The organism is Eximiradius sp. (genome assembly GCA_937127445.1).
Lineage (GTDB): Bacteria > Bacteroidota > Ignavibacteria > Kapaibacteriales > UBA2268 > JAKIZO01.
The window spans coordinates 46,722-68,892 of sequence record CAKZLY010000015.1; the positions used below are offsets into that span (position 1 = coordinate 46,722).

General features: G+C 34.3%; 19 protein-coding genes. 14 read left to right on the forward strand and 5 right to left on the reverse strand.

From position 1 onward, the window contains the following. Positions 1 to 3 precede the first annotated feature (3 nt). The 3 genes from pyrF (at position 4) to AC6QZF_RS04380 (ending at position 3,469) form a co-directional block, all read left to right on the forward strand. Positions 4 to 798 (forward strand): orotidine-5'-phosphate decarboxylase, encoded by a 795-nt coding sequence (gene pyrF, locus AC6QZF_RS04370; RefSeq protein ID WP_499798656.1) that lies wholly within the window; start codon positions 4 to 6, stop codon positions 796 to 798. An 11-nt stretch (positions 799 to 809) separates the two neighbouring features. After that, positions 810 to 1,337: a TlpA family protein disulfide reductase gene (locus AC6QZF_RS04375; RefSeq protein WP_499798657.1), complete on the forward strand. Its 528-nt coding sequence runs from the start codon at positions 810 to 812 to the stop codon at positions 1,335 to 1,337. An 80-nt stretch (positions 1,338 to 1,417) separates the two neighbouring features. Further along, entirely contained in the window at positions 1,418 to 3,469 is a 2,052-nt protein-coding gene (locus AC6QZF_RS04380) for a hypothetical protein (protein ID WP_499798658.1), read from the forward strand. Between the two features lie 149 nt (positions 3,470 to 3,618). Here the strand turns inward: AC6QZF_RS04380 and AC6QZF_RS04385 are convergent, their stop codons facing one another. The 3 genes from AC6QZF_RS04385 to AC6QZF_RS04395 form a co-directional block, all read right to left on the reverse strand. Beyond that, positions 3,619 to 4,809 (reverse strand): M24 family metallopeptidase, encoded by a 1,191-nt coding sequence (locus AC6QZF_RS04385; RefSeq protein ID WP_499798659.1) that lies wholly within the window; start codon positions 4,807 to 4,809, stop codon positions 3,619 to 3,621. Between the two features lie 13 nt (positions 4,810 to 4,822). Then, the gene (locus tag AC6QZF_RS04390) at positions 4,823 to 5,506 is read right to left on the reverse strand and encodes a metal-dependent hydrolase (protein WP_499798660.1); all 684 of its coding nucleotides are present in this window, start codon (positions 5,504 to 5,506) and stop codon (positions 4,823 to 4,825) included. Positions 5,507 to 5,582: 76 nt separating this feature from the next. Further along, positions 5,583 to 6,701 carry a DegT/DnrJ/EryC1/StrS family aminotransferase gene (locus tag AC6QZF_RS04395; protein ID WP_499798661.1) on the reverse strand — a complete coding sequence of 373 codons (1,119 nt, stop codon included), beginning with the start codon at positions 6,699 to 6,701 and terminating at the stop codon, positions 5,583 to 5,585. A 142-nt stretch (positions 6,702 to 6,843) separates the two neighbouring features. On the opposite strand from AC6QZF_RS04395, the gene AC6QZF_RS04400 reads away from it, so the two are divergent. The 7 genes from AC6QZF_RS04400 (at position 6,844) to AC6QZF_RS04430 (ending at position 13,919) form a co-directional block, all read left to right on the forward strand. After that, on the forward strand, positions 6,844 to 8,832 hold the full coding sequence (locus tag AC6QZF_RS04400) for a PAS domain S-box protein (protein ID WP_499798662.1): 1,989 nt from the start codon (positions 6,844 to 6,846) through the stop codon (positions 8,830 to 8,832). Between the two features lies 1 nt (position 8,833). Further along, entirely contained in the window at positions 8,834 to 9,745 is a 912-nt protein-coding gene (locus tag AC6QZF_RS04405) for a squalene/phytoene synthase family protein (RefSeq protein WP_499798663.1), read from the forward strand. Continuing rightward, on the forward strand, positions 9,736 to 10,635 hold the full coding sequence (locus tag AC6QZF_RS04410; RefSeq protein ID WP_499798664.1) for a phytoene/squalene synthase family protein: 900 nt from the start codon (positions 9,736 to 9,738) through the stop codon (positions 10,633 to 10,635). Before AC6QZF_RS04405 ends, AC6QZF_RS04410 begins: the two co-directional genes overlap by 10 nt. Positions 10,636 to 10,641: 6 nt before the next feature. Next, entirely contained in the window at positions 10,642 to 11,115 is a 474-nt protein-coding gene (locus tag AC6QZF_RS04415; RefSeq protein ID WP_499798665.1) for an NADH-quinone oxidoreductase subunit NuoE family protein, read from the forward strand. After that, entirely contained in the window at positions 11,115 to 11,978 is an 864-nt protein-coding gene (locus AC6QZF_RS04420; RefSeq protein ID WP_499798666.1) for a DUF6576 domain-containing protein, read from the forward strand. Before AC6QZF_RS04415 ends, AC6QZF_RS04420 begins: the two co-directional genes overlap by 1 nt. Further along, complete coding sequence (gene purN / locus AC6QZF_RS04425) at positions 11,975 to 12,571, forward strand: phosphoribosylglycinamide formyltransferase (RefSeq protein ID WP_499798667.1); 597 nt, start codon at positions 11,975 to 11,977, stop codon at positions 12,569 to 12,571. Before AC6QZF_RS04420 ends, purN begins: the two co-directional genes overlap by 4 nt. A gap of 67 nt (positions 12,572 to 12,638) precedes the next feature. Then, on the forward strand, positions 12,639 to 13,919 hold the full coding sequence (locus AC6QZF_RS04430) for a dicarboxylate/amino acid:cation symporter (RefSeq protein WP_499798668.1): 1,281 nt from the start codon (positions 12,639 to 12,641) through the stop codon (positions 13,917 to 13,919). Between the two features lie 66 nt (positions 13,920 to 13,985). Here AC6QZF_RS04430 and scpA read toward each other — a convergent pair whose 3' ends face one another. Together scpA and AC6QZF_RS04440 are read right to left on the reverse strand one after the other, a co-directional pair. Beyond that, the gene (gene scpA, locus AC6QZF_RS04435; protein WP_499798669.1) at positions 13,986 to 16,163 is read right to left on the reverse strand and encodes a methylmalonyl-CoA mutase; all 2,178 of its coding nucleotides are present in this window, start codon (positions 16,161 to 16,163) and stop codon (positions 13,986 to 13,988) included. Between the two features lie 15 nt (positions 16,164 to 16,178). After that, the gene (locus tag AC6QZF_RS04440; protein WP_499798670.1) at positions 16,179 to 18,287 is read right to left on the reverse strand and encodes a methylmalonyl-CoA mutase family protein; all 2,109 of its coding nucleotides are present in this window, start codon (positions 18,285 to 18,287) and stop codon (positions 16,179 to 16,181) included. Between the two features lie 249 nt (positions 18,288 to 18,536). Between AC6QZF_RS04440 and gcvH the strand changes: the two genes are divergently transcribed. From gcvH to AC6QZF_RS04460, 4 genes are all read left to right on the forward strand, one after another. Then, complete coding sequence (gene gcvH, locus AC6QZF_RS04445; RefSeq protein ID WP_499798671.1) at positions 18,537 to 18,917, forward strand: glycine cleavage system protein GcvH; 381 nt, start codon at positions 18,537 to 18,539, stop codon at positions 18,915 to 18,917. Between the two features lie 162 nt (positions 18,918 to 19,079). Beyond that, entirely contained in the window at positions 19,080 to 19,655 is a 576-nt protein-coding gene (locus tag AC6QZF_RS04450) for a TetR/AcrR family transcriptional regulator (protein WP_499798672.1), read from the forward strand. A 42-nt stretch (positions 19,656 to 19,697) separates the two neighbouring features. Next, the gene (locus AC6QZF_RS04455) at positions 19,698 to 21,146 is read left to right on the forward strand and encodes a TolC family protein (protein WP_499798673.1); all 1,449 of its coding nucleotides are present in this window, start codon (positions 19,698 to 19,700) and stop codon (positions 21,144 to 21,146) included. A 15-nt stretch (positions 21,147 to 21,161) separates the two neighbouring features. Continuing rightward, entirely contained in the window at positions 21,162 to 22,160 is a 999-nt protein-coding gene (locus AC6QZF_RS04460; RefSeq protein WP_499798674.1) for an HlyD family secretion protein, read from the forward strand. Positions 22,161 to 22,171 lie beyond the last annotated feature (11 nt).

Consider the following 22,171-nt stretch of genomic DNA (forward strand, 5'->3'; position numbering starts at 1 on the left):
TTTATGGCAGCATTTCAAAAGCTAATTGATTTAATCAAAGAGAAAAAGACATTATTATGTGTTGGACTGGACACCGACTTAGATAAAATACCCGAAGTTTTTCCAAAAAATTCAAGTGGAATTACTGAATTTAACAAAGAAATAATTGTATCCACAAAAGATTTAGCAATAGCGTATAAAATCAATTTTGCATTTTACGAGCAATATGGTGTTGCCGGATATAAAGCTTTGTATGATACATTCAAGGCAATACCACCTTCTCATTTTGTGATAGCCGATGCAAAAAGAGGTGATATTGGCAATACATCTATGGCATACGCAAAAAGCATTTTCGATTACTTTAATGCCGATTCAATTACCGTAAATCCATATATGGGATATGACTCACTATCGCCTTTTTTCCATTATAAGGACAAAATTATTTTCATTTTAGCTTTAACATCTAATCAAGGAGCGTTTGATTATCAAAAGCAAAAAATCAACAATGAAGAGCTATATAAACTGGTAATCAAAAAGACATCTGTTAGCTACAATTTTGAGCAAACTGGATATGTTGTCGGGGGAACTCATCCAGAAGAAATTGGAGAAATTAGGAAATTAGTTCCACGACATCTGCTTCTAATTCCTGGTATAGGTGCACAAGGTGGTAATATTGATAGTGTGCTTAAAGCCAATGGGAATTCGCCAGCAGTTGTAAATGTATCGAGAGCAATAATTTATCCAGATGGTAGCGGTGATTATTTCGAACGTGTAAGAAACAAAGCTGAATATTATTCAAAAGCACTTCAAATTTTGTAATTGAATAAGAAATGCTAAGATTAATTAAAATAATTGTTTTTGGATTATTTGCATTATCATTAAACTTATTCTGCCAGAAAGTTGACCCACAGCACAGGGTGAAAATAGGCGATGAAGCTCCGAATTTTACTTTGAAGTTTTTAGATGGAACAACGAAACAGCTCCGAGACTTACGTGGGAACGTTATTATGCTACAGTTTACTGCAAGTTGGTGCAGTGTATGCTTGAAGGAAATGCCTTTCATTGAAGAAGAAATCTGGAAAGTGCATAAAGAAAATCATAGTTTCAAACTTTTTGGTATTGATTTTAAAGAAGACAGAGAAACTATCGAGAAATTCATTCAAAAGACTAAAGTTAGTTATCCAATTTTATTAGATGAAGACGGCAAGATTTTTGAATTGTATGCGGAAAAAGGAGCAGGGGTTACCCGCAACGTAATAATCGACAAACAAGGTAAAGTAAGATTTCTCACACGGCTGTTTGTTCGCGAGGAATTCGATGGAATGAAAAAAAAGATAGATGAACTTCTCAATGACTAACATTTCTATGCCAAAATTCATTTATTTTTCATTATTTTATAAGATAATTTATTGTTTGTTCTAATAAACTTGAGGCTTTTATGAAAAAATCTATAATAGTTTTATTTATGATATTTGGAATAGCAACAATGATAATTTCTTGCGGCAAAAATACTGAAAATACTGTTGAAAAAAGTGAAATTTCCAAGCAGAAAATCGAGCAGGTTATTAAAGATTTGCTTACAAAATATGGTGAAAGCCAAAAAGAACGGATTGAACGCGGTGTGAATGTTGTTGCAAAATTATGGAATGGAAGTGAGAGTGAATTTGAAAAATTCTGTCTGGAAAATTTTATCGGAAACGAAAAAGAATTAGATGCTGTATTTAATAGTTTCTCGAAACATTGGGAAACCTTATTAGGCAATTTCAACAGGATTTCACTCGATTTGAAAAAACCCGTGCATATCGATGAAGGTGAGGTAACACCTCTTGATTTGATGGTTTCAGGATATGAGCCATCGGCACACTTAACAGCAGACTTTTTTGAAAACAAGATAGCATATTACATTGCTCTTAATTTCCCATATTATAGTTTACAAGAAAAAAATAAACTTGGGAAAAACTGGACACGCAAGCAGTGGGCTTATGCACGAATGGGCGATTTATTTACAGTAAATATACCGGCAAATCTGCTGTTAAAATCGTCGGAAGCTATGGCAAATGCTGATAATTATATAAGTAATTATAATATAATGGCTGGATATCTTGTCGATGACAATATGAACACATATTTCCCCGAAGATATGAAATTAATTAGCCACTGGAATTTGCGAGATGAAATTAAAGCACAATATGGGAAAGAAAATCCATTAAACAAACAAAAAATGATTTATCAAGTTATGTTGCGCATTATCGAGCAATCAATCCCACAAGATGTTGTAAATAGCGATAAATATAAATGGAACCCATTTTCAAATAAAGTGTACCAAGACAATAAAGAAGTAAGTTTGAAAAGCGAGCCAAATACAAGATATTATCATTTGCTTCAAAATTTCAAAGCTTTGAAAGAAATTGACAAATATAATCCCCTCTTCCCTACTTACATTAAAGCAAAATTTGAAAAAGAGATGGAAATTCCGCAAGAAGAAGTGGAAAAGATGTTTGTCGATTACTGCTCAAATCCAGTATTTAAAGAAATAGGTGAAATAATTAAAATACGTCTGGGGCGTGAACTTGAACCTTTTGATATTTGGTATGATGGTTTTAAATCCCGTTCATTGCTTAATCAAGATGAATTGACAAAAATTACTTCGAAAAAATATCCTAATCCAAAAGCATTGGAAGCAGATATACCAAATATCTTAACAAAACTTGGGTTTAAAACAGAAAAAGCAAAAGAAATTGCTTCAAGAATTACTGTTGATCCTTCGCGTGGTGCTGGACATGCTTGGGGAGCGCAGATGCGTGGCGATAAAGCTCACCTCCGCACTCGAATTGGCAAAAGCGGAATGGATTATAAAGGTTACAATATAGCAATACACGAATTAGGACACAACGTTGAACAAACGTTAACACTTTACGACGTTGATTATTACTTACTGAATGGTGTTCCAAATACTGCTTTTACAGAAGCATGGGCATTTACTTTTCAATCCAGAGATTTACCTTTATTAGGCATAAAGAATACAAATAAAGAAAAAGAAATATTGGATGTGCTCGATGCTGCCTGGGCAACATATGAGATTATGGGTGTGTCGCTTGTAGATATGCGAGTTTGGAAATGGCTCTATGATAACCCGAATACAAATGAAGAACAGTTAAAACAAAAAGTTATCGAAATTGCAAAGGATGTTTGGAATTCGTATTATGCACCCGTTTTCGGTATTAAAGATCAACCAATACTTGCAATTTATTCACATATGATTGATTATCCATTGTATCTTTCAGCTTATCCGTTAGGACACTTAATAGAGTTTCAAATTGCGGAAGACATAAAGGGTAAAAATTTAGGCGAAGAGATGTATAGAATGTGTGTTCAAGGAAGATTGACACCTGAGGTATGGATGATTGGTGCAGTTAGGAATAAACTATCTGCTGAACCATTACTAAAAGCGGCAAAAGAGGCAATAAAACAGATTAAAAATAAAAGTTAATTAAAATTTTAGATTAAATATTCAATTAAAATATGAAGATGCTTGCCTATGTAGAGGCAAGCATCTTTGTTAAATTTAGAATTCTGTGTTTATTATTCAGTCTTTCGTAGAGACGCAATGCATTGCACCTCTACAAACAATATTGTCAATTATTGTAATTTCATAATAGGAATTACCTTTTGTTGAATGTCGCCTACCACTTCTACTCTGCCTTCATCAGTAACAAAAACATCAATTTCTGTACGAAAACCAATTTTCTCGTCAGGCATATAAATACCAGGTTCGATTGAAAAACAAGAACCTGGGATAATACGACGTAAATCTTTAGTCTCGAGATTATCAATATGAGTACCGTTTCCGTGGACTTCTTCGCCGATATTATGACCTGTTCTGTGAATAAAGTATTTACCATAACCAGCATTTTCAACAACTTCTCGACAAGCTTTATCTACTTCCCAACCATAGACAGGCGTATTGTTATTGAATCGTTCTGTCACTAAATTGTAAGCTGTGTCGCGAGCAAGAGCAATTACCGAGAAAATATTCTGGATTTTATCAGGAACTGTTTCGCCAATATAGCCCATCCATGTAATGTCGTAATATATGCTTCCTGGTTTGTTAAGTTTTGCCCATAAATCAATAAGAACTAAATCTCCAACCTGCATAGAATAACTATTTTCGGGAGTTGGTTCAAAATGCGGGTCGGCAGCGTGTTCATTAACAGCAACGACAGGGCCATCGCCCCAAATAAGATTGTTGTCTCGCATTAGATTATGCATGAAATGCTGGATTTCATATTCTTTTGGTGGATTCCCAGATTTAATTCTATTGGCAATTTCTTTAAATGCAGCGTCTTTAATTTGCTGCATAATAATTCCCGCTTTGCTGTGAAATTCGAAATCTTCATTAGAAAGATGAGATTCAAATAAAGAAACAAGATCGGCACTGGAAACTATTTCAATGCCAAAACTACGAATAAGATCAATTGTCCCACCATCAACAATCGAAACATAAGGGATAGCGTTCATTGGTGAATATTGCATTGCAACTTTGCGAGCGCCAACGAGAATTTGCCGTAAATATTCGTGCTGTTGCTCCCAAGGCAGATATACAAATTGCTCGCCTGGAAGATGAGAAAGCTTATAAGTTTCAATGCTATGAACTAATTTTTTGGGGGTTCCTTCGGCAGGAATATAATAAAACCACCGGCGGGATGTAAAACGATTTGTGTCAATTTTCAAAATTCTATGAGCAATTGCATCACGATTATGAAAATCATAGAATAGCCACCCATCAATATTTGTTTCCTTCAAAGCGTTTTGAATTGCCTCAATTTGCATCTAATTCTCCTAATTATTCATCAAATACAATTGTTTCTCCATATTGCATCACAACGCATTTTTTACCAATTTTCTCAACTTTCGATTTAAATTCGTTCGGATCAGCTTTAATTACAGGGAATGTATTGTAGTGCATTGGAATTACTAATTTCGGGTCAACAAATTTTGTTGCCTGAACTGCATCGTCAATTCCCATAGTGAAATTATCACCAATAGGAGCTAATAATATATCAATAGAATTGAGTTCGCCAATGAGCTTCATATCGTAGAACAAACCTGTATCGCCGGTGTGGTAGACCACATTACCACCAATATTTATTATGACGCCAGCAGGTTCGCCCATATATTGCCCGTCATTTGTGGAAGAACCGTGATGAGCAATTGTAAATTTTAGTCTACCGAATGAGAAATTGTAAGCACCACCGATATGCATATTGTGTGCTTTGCAACCGTTGGCCGCACAGTAATTAGCTAATTCGTTAACAGCGATAATCAGAGAACCGTGCTTTTTAGCTAAAGACAAAGCATCTCCAAGGTGGTCGCCGTGAGCGTGTGTAAGAACAATGAAGTTAGGTTTGATGCTATCGATTGATATGTTTGCAGTTGGATTTCCACTGAAAAATGGATCAATAACAAGAGTATTTTGTCCATCTTCTAAAATAAAAGTAGAATGACTAACATAAGTGAGTTTTAACATAATATACCTCCACAAAAATATCCAAAATAGCAATTTTTAGAAGTATTTATTAAAGAAATATTTTAAAAATAATTCATTATTTTTTCAATATTTCAATTAATTTGTCAACAACATAATCAACCTTATCACCTATTTCAGAATATAGTGGTAAGCACAATACCTGATTAGCAACTATATTTGCTATAGGAAGGTTTTCAGGTTTTGCAGTTTCAAGCCCGCGATAAGTTGGGATATTGCTAATTAATGGATAAAAATATCTGCGTGAATAAATATTAAATTCCTTTAATTTTTCATATACTTCATCTCTTGTTTTCCCACAAATTTCGGAGTTTATTAAAACAGGAAAATAAGAGTAGCAGTGCTCAACATTTGGGAAATCGCTAAGGAACGAAACACCTGCAATTTTTTCTAAAAGATTGCGATAACGATTTGTTACAATACGACGTTTTTCGATGGCTTCGGAAACATATCTAAGTTGTAACAGACCGAGAGCAGCTTGAAATTCATTCATTTTTGCGTTAATTCCTGGTGCAACGATAGTTGTTTCGCCTGCAAAGCCAAAATTTTTCAAATTGTCTATGCGTTTCTTCATTGCATGGTCATGTGAAATAATTGCTCCACCCTCGAAAGTAGTAAATACTTTTGTTGCGTGAAAACTTAATATAGAAAGTGAGCCAAAGTTGAGAATAGAATTGCCATTGAGTTTAACACCAAAAGCGTGAGCCGCATCGTAGATAACGTGAAGACCATAATTATCTGCTATAGTTTGTATTGAATGGACATCCGCAGGATTGCCATATACGTGCACAGGCAAAATAGCGGAAGTCTTTGGGGTAATAGCAGCCTCAATTTTGTTCGGGTCAATATTGAAAGAATTTGGCTCTATATCAACAAAAACAGGTTTAATATTATTCCACCACAAAGAATGGGTTGTTGCTACGAAGCTAAATGGAGTTGTAATAACCTCACCGCTAATTCGCAATGCTTGCAAAGCTGTGATTAAAGCTAATGTCCCGTTCGAAAAAAGAGAAATGTGTTTTACTCCAAGAAAACGTGCTAATTCTTCCTCGAAAAATTGATGATACTTCCCATTATTTGTTAGCCATTTTTCTTCCCAAATATCCTCTAAAAATGGAATAAACTCATTTAGTGGCGGGAGATATGGCTTCGTTACGTTTACTCTCTCGTTTTTCATAAATACTCCTCATATTTATTTTTTAAGCACAAAATTTGTTCCAAAAATGAAAAATCTTATAATTTCAGTATTGTTTTTTTATTATATTTGGATAATTTATATATATTTCGTTTATTATTATTGATTTTTCTTTTATCGTGTTATGAGAAACAACAGCAATAGTCAGGTTAATCAAGATATAAAAATATTAGTAATCGAGGATGACGATAATCAACTGATAATAATTCAGGAGTCATTAAGAAAGTTGGGATTTGAAGTATATTCCACTATGCTTGGCAAGGAAGGTATAGAAATATACAAAACCCTGGACACTCCTTTAATTCTCCTTGATTACAATTTGCCAGATATGAATGGCTTCGATGTAATCGATGAACTCCGTCGAGAAGGTTACAATGTAGAATTCATTACTATGACTGCTTTTGGGAATGAGCACGTTGCAGTAGAAATGATGAAGCGAGGTGCAAGAGATTATATTGTTAAGGATATGAATTTTTTAGATTTTCTTCCATCGGTAGTTCTTAATACAGTCAATAGAATTCAAGTTGAAAGTAAATTAGAAGAATCCCAAAGGGCATTAAAACAAGCACAAGAAAGATATTACGAACTATTTGAAAATTCGCTCGATGCAATTTTCTATACAAATACAGACGGAGTAATTCAAGGGTGCAACAAATCTATGCTGAAATTATTGGGTTATGAAAAACAAGAAATTGAAAAAATCAATATAAGAGAGTTATTTGCAAATTACACCGATAGAATGAGCTTTATTAATGAAATTGAAAACAATGGCTACGTGAATAATTTCGAAGCTCAATTATTAAATAAAAATGGTGAAATATTAAGCTGCTTAATTGTATGTAATTTACGATATAATTCTGCAAATAAAAAAATCGGCTACGAAGGTATTATTCACGACATCACTGCAAGAAAAAAAGCCGAAATTAAACTTGCAGAAAACGAAGCGAAATATAGAAGCTTATTTGAGCGAATTCCGTTAGGACTTTATATTACTACACCTGATGGAAAATTTATAGATGGCAATCAAGAACTGCTAAAAATGCTTGGTATTTCCTCAAAAGAAGAACTTAATACCATTAATGGTAAAGAATTGTATCTAATTCCCGACGATAGAGAAAAATGGTTGCAGACAATTGAGAAAAATAACGTAGTTTATTCAGAAATTCAGATGAAAACACCAACTGGAAAAGTTATTTGGGTGCAAGATAGTGCAAGAGCAGTTCGTGATTTATCTGGAAGGGTATTGTTCTACGAAGGTGTGCTGAAAGACATAACCGAAAAGAAAGAATACGAACAAGAAAGAGAAAAATTAATTGCTGAACTAAAATCGTCGAAAGCGAAAATCGAACAGCTCGCCAATGAAATAATGGATTTAAATTATGAACTTATTGTTTCCGCAGAACAGTTAAGAAATATCAACCAAAGCAAAGACAAGCTCTTTTCAATAATTGCTCACGATTTAAAAAGTCCATTTACTGGATTTATGGGACTTACGGAATTAATTAGCAAAGATATCGATGATTTGACAAAAGAAGAAATTGTTATTATGTCTGATGCATTGAATACATCAGCTAAAAATATATATGAATTACTTATAAATTTACTTGAATGGTCTAAATTGCAAGGTGGATTGTCAGAAATTAATGTCGAGCCGTTAAATCTAAAAAGAAATGTTGATGTCAATTTGAATTTAGCTTCTCATCAGGCAAATAGAAAAGGTATAAAATTAATAAATGAAATTGACGAAAAAATATATGTGTTGGCTGATAAAAATATGCTTCAAACTCTTTTGAGAAATCTTATTTCTAATGCAATAAAATTTACTGACATTGATGGATATGTGAAACTATACATTAAAGAAATCTTTAGTGATACTGTTACATTCTGTATCGAAGATAATGGGATTGGAATGGACGAAAATGCAATAAAATCACTTTTCAGAATTGATAAACATTATACAACACTTGGGACACAAAACGAGAAAGGGACAGGACTTGGTTTGATACTATGCAAAGAACTTCTTGATAAATCAAACGGAAGAATATCGGTTGAAAGTCAGGTTGGAGTTGGTACAAAGTTCTTTGTAACCTTACCCAAATTTGTAAATGAATGAGATGAAACTAAGCGAAAATGACATAGTCGAGTTGCTAACTGAAAATGGAGGTAAATTTAGGACAAATAATCTCGATGATGCATACAATTTTTGTAAAAAGGTTGCCTTGGGTCACTATGAAAATTTTCCAGTAGCTTCGGTTGCAATTCCTTCTACGATTAGAAAGCATTTCTATTCGATATATGCTTATTGTAGAATAGCAGACGACCTTGGCGATGTTGTTGGTACAAGAAATAAAGATTTGGGAATAAATTTACTTAACTTTTTAGCTGATAGCGCAAATAAAAAATTCCAATCTAATTCTTTTAATCCTTTGTTTCTGGCTTTATCCAACACAGTAAATGAATTGAATCTTCCAGGAGAACCTTTTGTTAAATTAACTGCTGCATTCAAAAAAGATATAAATTTTTCCCAGCCCGAAAGCATTGAAGAGTTGCTTGATTATTGCCAATATTCTGCTAATCCAGTCGGAGAATTAGTTCTACGACTTTTTGGCGAATATAATCAAGCAACCAAAGTATATTCTGATTGTATATGCACTGGTTTACAACTTGTAAATTTTTTACAGGATATGTCGGTAGACATTGAAATAGGGAGAATTTATATACCCAATAATTTAATTCCAAATATTACAATTGATGATTTCACAAAAGATAAAAATAAATTTATTTTGTTTAATTCTTTGAATAAATTATATTTACTGATCTATAATTTATTCAAAGAAGGAGAAAAAATATTAAAATTGGTCCACTCGAAAAGACTAAGATTTGAACTTGCAATGATAATTTCAGGTGGAACAATAATTCTTGAAAAAGTTGTTCGTCTTAAAAGTGATATTTTGTTTCATCGTCCAAAATTGAATGGAAAAGATAAGATAAAAATTATTTTAAACGCAATAAAACAATGGAAATAATAACACCAGAAATATTGGCAAACTATGAAAACGCAGAAGTTCCTAAAAAGGAAAAGTCGAGCTTTCTATATTCTTTTTCCATATTACCCAAAGATGAAAGAAATGCCATGAATACAATATATGCCTTTTGCAGTTATATCGATGAAATTGTTGATAGTTCACCAAACAATCATCCAAAGGAAATACAGAAGAAACTTGAAAGATTGAATTGGTGGGAAAATGAAATAGAAAAATTATATAATAATTCGATTACTACACCGCTACTGGCTCCATTTATTAAGACCATTGATAGATTTGCAATCCCAAAGCAGTATTTTTTAACTTTAATTGATGGATGCCGAAGAGACCTATACAAAAAAAGATATGAAACTTTTGAAGAACTTAAAGAGTATTTATATGGTGTTGCAAGTGTAGTTGGACTAATTAGTATTGAAATTTTTGGATATAAGTATGAAGAAACAAAAAACTATGCAATTAATTTAGGATATGCGCTTCAACTTACAAACATTTTAAGAGATGTGAAAGTAGATAAAAATAGAGGATATATATATATACCACAAGAAGATTTAATACGATTTAATTATACGGAAGAAGATTTGTATAACGAAGTGTATAATGAGAACTTTATTGAACTTATGAACTTTGAAGCGATGCGAGCAAGGGAATATTTCCATCGTGCAAGACAATTTTTACGACCCGATGAAAAACCTACAATAGTTTCTGCCGAAATAATGGACGCAATATATTATCGCTTGCTCGAAAAAATTGAACTTAATGAATTTGATGTTTTTTCTAAAAGAATTAGGGTTTCGAATCTTCATAAAATCATGACTGCTTTAAAACATTGGTTATCTGTTAAGCTTTTTATTCGTAGAATAAAAAAAGGATAATAAAAAATGGAAATAAAATTTAATGATGGAGAATTAGCAAAAGTCGAAAACTTAAAGCAAAAATATCCACAGCAACAGGCAGCATTAATGGGTGTTCTGTGGCTCGCTCAAAATAAATTTGGCTGGATATCGAAAGATATAATGAAATATGTATCAGAATTGCTGGATGTTCCACTTTCAACTGTTGAAGGAGTGGTTTCGTTCTACACGATGTACCACAAAAAGCAGCCCGGTAAATATCACGTACAGGTATGCACAAATGTTTCGTGTATGCTTCGTGGTGGTCAGGAAATATATGATCATATTTCAAAAAAGTTAAATTTAAATAACAATGAAACATCGAGCGATGGCCAATTTTCATTGGAAGAAGTCGAATGTATGGGTGCCTGTGGCGGTGCCCCGATGATTGCAATTAATGAAGATTTTTATGAAAATTTAACTGTTGAAAAAGTTGATGAAATTTTGGATAGCTTAAAATAATGTTTAAAATTCGAACCATAAAATCTTTTTCTTTTATATTATTGCTTGTAATTATTATCGCAAATCTGGTCAATTTAGTGCTAAATCTGAATTTAGGCGAATTGTTGTTATTAAATCCTAAGGAAATTTCGCATAATTATCATTTCTGGCAACTCATCACTTTCCCATTAATATTGAAAGATAATTTATTTATCTTTATTCTTGCACCAATTTTAATATTTTTATCGACTAAATTAGAAAACTACTTGAACAAATATCTTTATCCGATTTTTTTATTTATGGTATCTGTATTAAATGGTTTGCTAATAACTTTATCACTTTGGAATAAAGATATTTACATAAGTGGTAGCGAAACTATAGGATTTTTCATTCTAACGCTTGTTACTCTGATAATGCCAAAAGAAAAGCTTTCTAAAAAAAATCCTCTCACAGTATCAACATTTGCTATACTAATTGCAAGTTTGTGGATAATGATAAACTATGTTGCAAATCCACAACAATTGTATTACACTTTCCCAATAATGTTTGGTGTGCTATCTGGTTTTCTTGTTTATATACCAATTCGAAATATGAGAAAATACATAGAAAAAAGAGAAGTCGAAATAAATTCATCAAAGCAAAGGCAAGTTAAAATTAACGTCCCAGAACCAGAAGAAATAGTTGCCGCAAAAAAAACATTAAATATGAATATTTCCCAAATTTATCACAAATATGAAGAAGATTACTGCGAACTTTCGGATAATGAAGAAGAGAACGAAGAAAAATTAAATCAAATACTTGACAAAATCAACGAAAAAGGGAAAGAATCTTTGTCTTATTATGAGAAGAAATTTTTGAACGAATATTCCAAAAGAATAAAATGATTGAGCTTCGCCTTGGTTTTCTTGCCTCGCATAGTGGCACAAATATGCAAGCAATAATTGATAGTGTCAAATCTGGATATTTGAAAGCACATCTATGCGCTGTTATCTCAAACAATTCCCAATCAGGGGCACTGGAAAGAGCCCGCAAAGAAGGAATTCCTGCATTTCACGTAAGTGAAAAAACTCATCCAGGAAAAGTTAACGAGCAGATTATAGAAGTTTTTGATAAATATAGAGTTAATACATTAGTTTTAGCTGGATATATGAAAAAATTAGCTCCATCTGTAATAGACCATTTCCACGGACGTGTGCTAAATATTCATCCTGCACTGTTGCCTAAATTCGGGGGCGAAGGAATGTTTGGAATTAATGTTCATAAGGCAGTGATCGAAGCAGGGGAAAAAGTTAGCGGCGCAACTGTTCATTTAGTGAACGTAGAATACGATAGAGGCAGAATTCTTATGCAAATGGGAGTCGAAGTTTACCCCGATGATACACCTGAAAGCTTAGCAGAGAGGGTGCTTAAAATTGAACATAAATTATATCCTGAAGTCTTAAAAAAAATATCTCTTGGCGAAATAATTATTCCTTAATTTTCTTTTTTTTCGTACTTAAATATTATTATTTTACATTTCAGTTGTCGAACTTAACACGCTCAGAATGAAAAAGATACCTTTGTACGCTCACATTCTAACCGGGATGCTTATAGGTACAATTGTTGGTGTTGTTGCTGTTTCTACCAATACTGGGTGGATTGTTGAAGATTGGTTGAAACCATTTGGAATAATTTTTCTCAAACTGCTAAAGCTTGTCGCAATACCCCTTATTTTCGCCTCACTTGTTACAGGAATTTCTGGATTATCGGATATTACAAAGCTATCGCGGATAGGTTTTAAAACACTTACCTTCTACATTTTCACAACAATAATGGCAGTATCAATCGGTTTAATGCTTGTAACTTTATTCGAACCTGGTCAATCATTCCCAGAAGAGAAAAGAGTAGAACTGCTAAGTAAATATTCACAAGTTTTAGAGACTAAAACAGATGCAATAGAAAGCACTAAGTCTGATGGATCTCTAAAATTTATTGTCGATATTGTCCCAGAGAATATCATTGCTTCTGCATCAAGCAATTCCAATATGTTACAGGTAATATTTTTCGCAATTTTGTTTGGAGTTGCAATTGTATTGTTGAAAAATTCAAAGGTAGAACTTGTCAGAGATTTCGTTTCAGGTTTAAATGAAATAATTCTTAAAATAATTGATTTTATTATGTATTTTGCTCCAATTGGAGTAATGGCATTGTTGGCTGGGCTAATAGTCGATTATTCTGGCGATAATCCTGCTCAATCGCTTCGACTATTCGAAACATTGGGCTATTATGCTTTGGTGGTAATAGTTGGGCTATTATTTGTAGGCTTTGTTTTTTATCCAATTCTATTGAGAATATTTGCTAAAATGCCATTCAAAATTTTTTACAAAGAGATGTTTCCGGTGCATCTTGTGGCATTTTCTACGAGTTCGAGTGCAGCTACATTGCCTGTAACAATGGAACAGGTGGAAAAAGGGCTTGGAGTTCGGAATGAAGTAGCAAGTTTTGTTTTACCGATAGGTGTCACAGTTAACATGGATGGTACGAGTCTTTATCAAGCAGTTGCAGTAGTATTCATTGCTCAAGTATTTGGAATTGAGATGACGTTTGTTAGTCTATTGACAATACTTTTTACTGCAACGCTCGCTTCAATTGGTACAGCAGCCGTCCCAGGAGCGGGAGTTGTTATGCTTGTAATCGTGTTAAATGCAGTTGGAATACCAATTGAAGGTTTAGCATTGATTTTAGCAATAGACAGACCACTTGATATGATGCGAACCGTGATCAATGTAACAGGTGATGCTATGATTGCGGTAATAATTGACAAAAATGAGCTAAAAAATAAATAAAAAGCAAGAGACTCTACTGAGCTCTTGCTTATTCAAAAATTGATAATTATTTGTTTACTTTAATTTCTAATCGTTAAATCTCTCGAACAAATGTTCCATAATTTTTTTTGCTGCATATGGAATGTTAGTTCCCGGTCCAAATATCTCTGCCACACCGGCTTTATATAAGAATTCGTAATCCTGCTGAGGAATAACACCGCCAGCAATAACGATAATATCCTCACGACCGTATTTTTTCAATTCTTCAATTAATTGAGGTATCAAAGTTTTATGACCAGCAGCCAAAGAAGAAGCACCGACAACGTGGACATCGTTTTCAACTGCCTGCTTGGCTGTTTCCTGTGGAGTTTGGAAAAGAGGACCTACATCCACATCAAATCCCATATCCGCATAGGCAGTAGAAACAACTTTAGCACCACGATCGTGCCCGTCCTGTCCCATTTTTGCAACCAAAATTCTTGGACGACGTCCTTCACGCCGTTCGAATTCATCAGTCATACGACGAACTTCTTCAATTGCATTTTTCTCTGCATATTCAGAACTATACACTCCTGAAATTGTGCGTGTAGTAGCCACGTGGCGACCACATACTTTTTCGATAGCATAAGAGATTTCACCGAGAGTGGCGCGACGTTTTGCGGCTTCGATTGCCAATTCAAGCAAGTTTTCTTTGCCTGAAGCAGTAGATTCTGTAATTTTATCCAAAATTTCATTGACTCCCGCTTGATTACGGTTTGCTTTAAGTTCTTGCAGTCTCTTAATTTGCTGTTCACGTACAGCGGAATTATCAATATCAAGGATTTCGATAGGTTCTTCTTTTTCTAGTCTATATCTATTCACACCAATAATAACTTCACGACCACTGTCAATACGTGCCTGGCGGCGAGCTGCTGCTTCTTCGATTCTCATTTTTGGAATACCAGATTCGATAGCTTTAGCCATACCGCCGAGCGATTCAATTTCTTGAATATGTCCCCAAGCTTTATCCATAAGTTGTTTTGTTAGCATTTCAACATAATAGGAACCGCCCCAAGGATCGATAACGTTACAAATACCTGTTTCTTCTTGGAGATAAATCTGAGTGTTGCGAGCAATACGAGCAGAGAAATCAGTTGGCAGAGCAATTGCTTCGTCGAGAGCATTTGTATGCAATGATTGAGTATGTCCCAAAGCAGCAGCCATAGCCTCAATACAAGTACGAGCAACGTTGTTGAATGGATCTTGCTCGGTCAAGCTCCAACCGGAAGTCTGTGAATGTGTTCTCAAAGCAAGCGATTTAGGATTTTTCGGATTAAACTGCTTAATGATTTTTGCCCAGAGAACGCGCGCAGCACGCATTTTTGCAATTTCCATAAAGTAATTCATTCCAATAGCCCAGAAGAATGATAGTCGAGGAGCAAAAGCATCTATATCAATTCCTGCTTTAAGTCCCGTGCGAACGTATTCGAGACCGTCAGCAAGAGTATAGCCCATTTCAAGATCGGCTGTTGCACCTGCTTCTTGCATATGATAGCCAGAAATAGAAATGCTATTAAATTTAGGCATAAATTTCGAAGTAAACTCAAAAATATCAGCGATAATTCTCATTGATGTTTCGGGTGGATAGATGTAGGTATTTCGAACCATATATTCCTTCAAAATATCGTTCTGTATTGTGCCGGAGAGTTGTTCAAGTTTAGCACCTTGTTCCAATGCAGCAACGATATAGAAAGCCATCACAGGAATAACTGCACCATTCATCGTCATAGAAACAGAAATTTTATCGAGAGGAATCCCGTCAAACAAAATTTTCATATCAAGGATACTATCTACTGCAACACCTGCTTTACCAACATCGCCAACAACGCGTTCGTGATCTGAATCGTAGCCGCGGTGTGTAGCAAGGTCGAATGCAACGGACAAACCTTTCTGACCTGCTGCTAAATTACGGCGGTAGAAAGCATTACTTTCCTCTGCAGTTGAAAATCCAGCGTATTGGCGAATTGTCCAAGGACGAGCCACATACATTGTCGGGTATGGTCCGCGTAAATAGGGAGGAATTCCTGCAGTATAGTTAAGATGCTCGAAATCCTTAATATCATTTAATGTATATATCGGATAAATATCAATGTTTTCAAGCGTATTTACAATTAATTCATCAAGCGATTTTCCAGATTCATTCTCTGCTTTTTGTCGCCAAGTATCAAAGACAATTCGGTTAGAATTCAGATTTAGTTCCATATTTGAAAAATCAGGTGTTTTCATATTTCACACTCCAAATTAATTCAAAATTCCAATTTCTTTCATCAAAGCAGAAAGAAATTCATAAATATTAGTCTTAATATGAATGAAATCATCAACGCCAGCAGAACGGAAATTCTCAACAAGCTCAGTAGGATAACCGGCTAAAATAAGTTTAGCGTTTGGTTTAATCTGTTTGAACTTCCTTGCAAAATCTTCAACAAACTCAGCATATCGTTCGTCAGTTGAACAAATCACATAAACTTTATAATCAGTTGATTTTACTTGTTCTATTGCTTCGTCTGGGTTCATAGCTCCATCAGTATTAACAATATCAAGACCAGCAACCTGGAAAAAGTCTGCTGAGAAATCGTTCCTGATTTTGTATTCTTTTAATAGACCGAAGTTTACAAGACAAATCTTAATCAATTGTGGATTAGCCTTAGATGAAGCTTTTCGTAATTCTTCGAAAATAGTTCCCATACGGTATGGGACAATAGGCTCAACTTGAATATCATCAGAGTTGAGAGCACCTGTTGCTTCGATAAGCTGCCCAATTGTAGTGCATTCGTTGAAAGCAGCAATAGCTTTTTCTAATGATTTATTTCTTTCATTATAAATAGTTTTACGATATTCATTTGTAGCGGCTTCGCAAGCAGGGTTAGTACATTTTTCGGCATATTTTTTCAGATGTTTGTCAATTTCCAATTGTGGAATATCAAGAAGAGTTGTAACTGGTTTTTCTTTAAGATTAGGATATTTATTTGTTCCTAAAAGAGTATCGCGACGAGAAGCAATGTTAGCTTTGCGGCTTTCAGCTGTATTTCTGATTTCTTCCTGGATAAATCCAGTTTTTAAAGCTTCTAAAATACCACCTTTTCTTTCGATTTCGCGGAATAAATCCCACACTTTGTGAGCAATCTGGTTTGTAAGCACTTCGAGATACCAAGAACCGCTTGCTGGGTCTATTGTATCGATTAAGTGGGTTTCGTGATAAAGAATATTCTGAACATTACGAGCTATTCTATTAGAGAAGTCGCCCGAGATTCCAATTGCTTCGTCGTAAGCATCAACACTTATTGACTGACAACCGCCTAAAACTGCTGATAGTGCTTCGGTTGTAACTCTTAACATATTAACATTTGGATCGAATATAGTTTTGTTAATTTTAGAAGTGGAAGCGTGAATAAACATTTTTTGTGATTCTTCATTACCACCAAATGCTTCAACGATTTTTGCCCAAAGAATACGGGCCGCTCTGAATTTAGCAATTTCCGTAAAGAATTTCGGACCAATAGCGAAATCAAATTCAATGCTTTGAGCAATATCATCAATTGAAAGGCCACGCTGAATAAGCTCGCAGACAATAAATGTAGCTTCTGCAAGAGAGAATGCAACATCCTGAACTGAGCTCGAACCACCATTTAAGTAAGTTTCACCATCGATTGCAATGACTTTTGCATTAATACTGTTTGCCTTCTTCCAACGTATTAGTTGTTCAGCATCATCAATTAGTTTAGAAATGGCAACAAGCGATTTACCATAATTTTTAAGCTGAGCCAGAGGTGAAATACCGAAGCTGATATTAATTTTAGATTTGTCGAATTTATTTTTTTGAATATAGGCAATTATCAATGCAGCTAATTCAAGACCAAGGCTATTTGGTTTGATTTTCAGAGAAGCACATTCAAAATTAATGTTTTTAACAGCATTTTGGAAATCTTGATAATCAGCAACGAGCAACTCTTTGCCAGAAATTTGAGATTGAGGATTTATAGCGAAATTTTCGTTAAGTTTCATCACAACGCGAGTTTGACCGCGTTCAAGTGCTCCAATAAGCGCATTGTTGAAAATATTTGGAAGAGGTATATTAATTTCTTGGGCAATTTCCCAGGGAGTGATTTTGAAACCTAATCGTTCAGTGTGACGTAGAAAAGGCTGTTCGCCTGGCAAATTATGCAGAAGGTTTTCTAACTCATTAACATCGCTTTTAGAATAAATCGGTTGTAGTTCGATACCTTCGTAAGTGTTTGTAATCATCTTTTTTTCGAAGGGAGCACCTTTGAGAGCTTCAACTGCTGCCGATTTCCATTCTTCATAGCTTGGATAAGGGAATAATTCCGACAAGTTCAAACTGTTTTGTGACATAGCTTTACACTTGATTTGTTAATAATTCAATTATTAATGCAAAAACAATTTTGCAATATAAATTATTCAAAATTATAATATTTTTTTTAATTTACATAATCAATAGTAATTAAATACTGCTTTCTCGATAAAAATTTCTTTTAATCGACAATTAACACTATAATTAATTATTTTAACTAATTATTTGTTAATTTACGTTTTTTGTTTGTATTTTTGTGTAAATTTACATAACATTTTTTGGAGCTAATTATGAATTTCCCAGAAGAATTAAAATACACTCAGGATCATGAGTGGATAAAAGTTGATGGTAATATTGCAACTATAGGTATTACTGACCATGCACAAGGTGAATTGGGCGATGTTGTTTATGTAGATATTCCAGATGATATTACAGAAGTATCGGCTGGACAATCCTTCGGAACAATTGAAGCTGTTAAAACTGTAGCTGATTTGTTTGCACCAGTAAGTGGAAAAATTATTGAGGTTAATCGTTCACTAAATGACAACCCTGAAATAGTGAATAAAGACCCTTACGGCGAAGGCTGGATGATAAGAATTGAAATGAGTAATCCTGCTGAGTTAGATACTTTAATGGATGTTGAAGCATACAAAGCAATGTTAGGAAAATAATAACGGCTACATAGTAATTAATATAAAAGAAGATGGTAGATAATACCGCCTTCTTTTCTTTTTTATTGGATAACTGAAAATATGGAAAATATTTTTTTATTCTAAAAATAATTTTTAACTTTGTATGTTAATGAATTATGGTTCAGTGTTCATTTGGTTTTTATGATTGATAATAAGTACGATATGATATTGGATGCAGCTTCGCAAGTGTTTGCACGCGAAGGATTTCATAAGGCGAAAATTAGCAAAATTGCTGAAATTGCTGGTATTGGAGCAGGAACAATATATCTATATTTTAAAAACAAAGAAGCAATACTGGAAGAAATTTTCTTGCGTTCGTGGTCTCGTATAGAAAGCAAGCTTCTGGCAATGAAAAAAATAAAAAATATGACTCCCTTGCAAAAAATTGCTGAAATTACTGGTGAAATTATTGAACTTATTTTCTCAAATGTATCGGTCGCTAAAATCTTGCTTTATGAATACAGTTTCTGGAACTCAAACAAAAAAGAGAAATTATCTAAAACTGTCGAAAATTCCCAAAAATTAATTGAAGAATTAATAAGCGATGGAATAAAAGCGAATATTTTCAGAAAAGATATGAATCCCAAAGATGCAACTATGTTTATTATCGGTGGGGTTTGGTTTTGGATTGCTTCGAAATCAGATGATTTGTTGTCCTATTCAAAAGAAGAACTTACAGATACTTTATTTCATTATATTGTTTACGGATTGAAATAACAAAATGTGTGAATTATGGTTCATTATTCAAAAATAAAAAATATGAAAAACAAAATTTTATGTCTGATTGGTTTGCTTCTATTTTTTCATAATGCGAATGCACAATTAACATTGAAAGAAGCAATTAATCGCTCGATTTCAACAAACAAAGGTATTGAAGCGGCGAAGAAAAACGTAGAAGCAAAAAACAATACTGTTCAATCGGCGTACGGTAGGTACTTCCCAAATATTAATTTTGATATTACGTACAATTATATCAATAGGAATATTATCATTGATTTATCACCCATTCGTTCTGCAATGATTTCGCTCCAAGCGAATAATCAAGTCGGATTTTCTAACTTTGAGTCTTTATTAAAAACTGGTGCACCACTCACAGCCGAGCAACAACAAGCAATAAAACAAAGTGCAATCGAAAAATTAAATGGCTCAATTCCAGAATTTGAGAAAACGCTGAAAGAAAGAGCGTTTCCAAAAGCAACATTTACCGTTAACCAACCAATTTTTACTGGTGGGAAGATTTCTGCTGGAGTTGATGCTTCCAAAGCACAAAAAGAACTTGAACTAAAAAAAATGGATGCAGAAACTGCTGAAATAGTTAGCCAGGTAATTAATGCATATATCAATATATTAATTGCAGAAGAAAATCTGCAAGTGCGATATGATGCTCTCAGAACAATTGAAAAACACAACGAGCGCGCTCAGGGAATGCTCAAACAGGGGCTGATTGCTCCACATGATAAGCTTCGCGCTGATGTTGCATTATCTGAAGCAAAAAGAAACGCATTTGAAGCAGAAGAAAAGCTGAAAATTGCTAAAATTGCTCTTTCTTCACTATTGAATAATTATGAAATTTCACAGTTGGCAGAAACAATACAATATAAAACAGTTGAACAAAGCGTTGAATATTTCATCGAAATTGCAAAAAACAACAATCCGTTACTCGAACAGGTTCGTTTTGGAGCAAAAGCATTAGATGCAAAAGCCAAAGCAGAAATGGCAAACTATTTTCCGACAATCTATGGCTTTGGAATGTATGATGTGTTCGACCATTATCGTTCGGCAATAGACCCCAAATGGGCAGTCGGTATCGGAGCAAGCTTTACTATTTTCAATGGTATGCGGCGTACTAATGATTATCAGGCTGCCAAAGCTGAAAGCGAGAGTTATAATTCATTAGCAGAAGAAGTAGAAAGGAAAATTGAACTTGGAGTTAGGAATTATTATATGGAGATGAAGCTTGCAGAAAGCAGTTATCTGATGCTTGAAGATGCAATTCAACAAGCGACCGAAAATTTACGCCTAAACGAGAAACGTTATGAAACTGGCCTGGGAACATCCATTGAGGTGCTGGACGCAGAACTCTCACTTGAAGCAATAAAGCTTAAAAAAAATAGCGCATTGAAAGAGTATTATTCAAATCTTGCTCAAATTTGTAAGATAACAAATAATAACGATTACTTTCTAAATATTTGGGGAAAAAATAATTAATATAAAGGAGATAAAATGAAAAAGAAAACTGCTTTATTTTTGCTTTTTATTCCCATCGCTGTAATAATCATAGGAATTATAGTTATTCTATCACTGGGTAAAGAGGAAAATACTTTCATTCGAGTTGGACAGGTTGAGATGCGAGAATACGACGTTTCACCCAAAATTCCTGGACGAATTGACTGGATAAAAGTAGACGAAGGTGATGAAATAAACGTCGGCGATACAATAGCAAAGCTAACAGACCGAGAACTGAAAGCAAAGTATTTTCAAGCGGAAGGTGCTGTTGAAAGTGCCCGTGCACAATTAAATATGTTAATTGCTGGTGCAAGAAAGGAAGAAATTGAAATGGCGCGCCGTCAGTTTGAAGCAGCTTCGAGCCAATTTGAACTTGCAGAAAAAACCTTTCAGAGAATGAAAGCACTTTATGAAGATAAATTATTATCGGCACAGGACTTTGACGTAGCAAAACAAAAATATGATGCTGCTCGCGCTCAGAAAGAAGCATCTCGCGCACAACTTGATATGGCAATCACTGGTTCGCGAATTGAACAAAAGGATATGGCTCGTGGTCAATTGCGGCGTGCAGTGGAATCACTTGAAGAAGTAGCAGCGTACCTTGATGAATCAATTATTACAAGTCCTATTTCCGGAATTGTTTCAAAGAGGTTTGTTGATGCGGGGGAACTTGTTGCAACAGGTTATCCGGTAATTACAATTTTTGACCCCAAAGATGTGTGGGTTGAACTGAATTTGCCAGCACTTGAACTTGAAAATATTAAAATTGGGGACGTGTTAGACGGAAGAATTGATGGACTGGGTATTAAAACAAAGTTCAAAGTGGTGAATTTTTCAGCGATGGCAGATTATGCCAATTGGAGAATTAATGCAGACAAAGCAACTTTTGAAACTCGTTCCTTTACTGTAAAGTTGAAACCGATAGATAATAATATACAATCGCTTCGTCCTGGAATGACAGTCCGTTTCACTATTCCAAAGAAAAATAAAAAATGAGAAGAAATTTT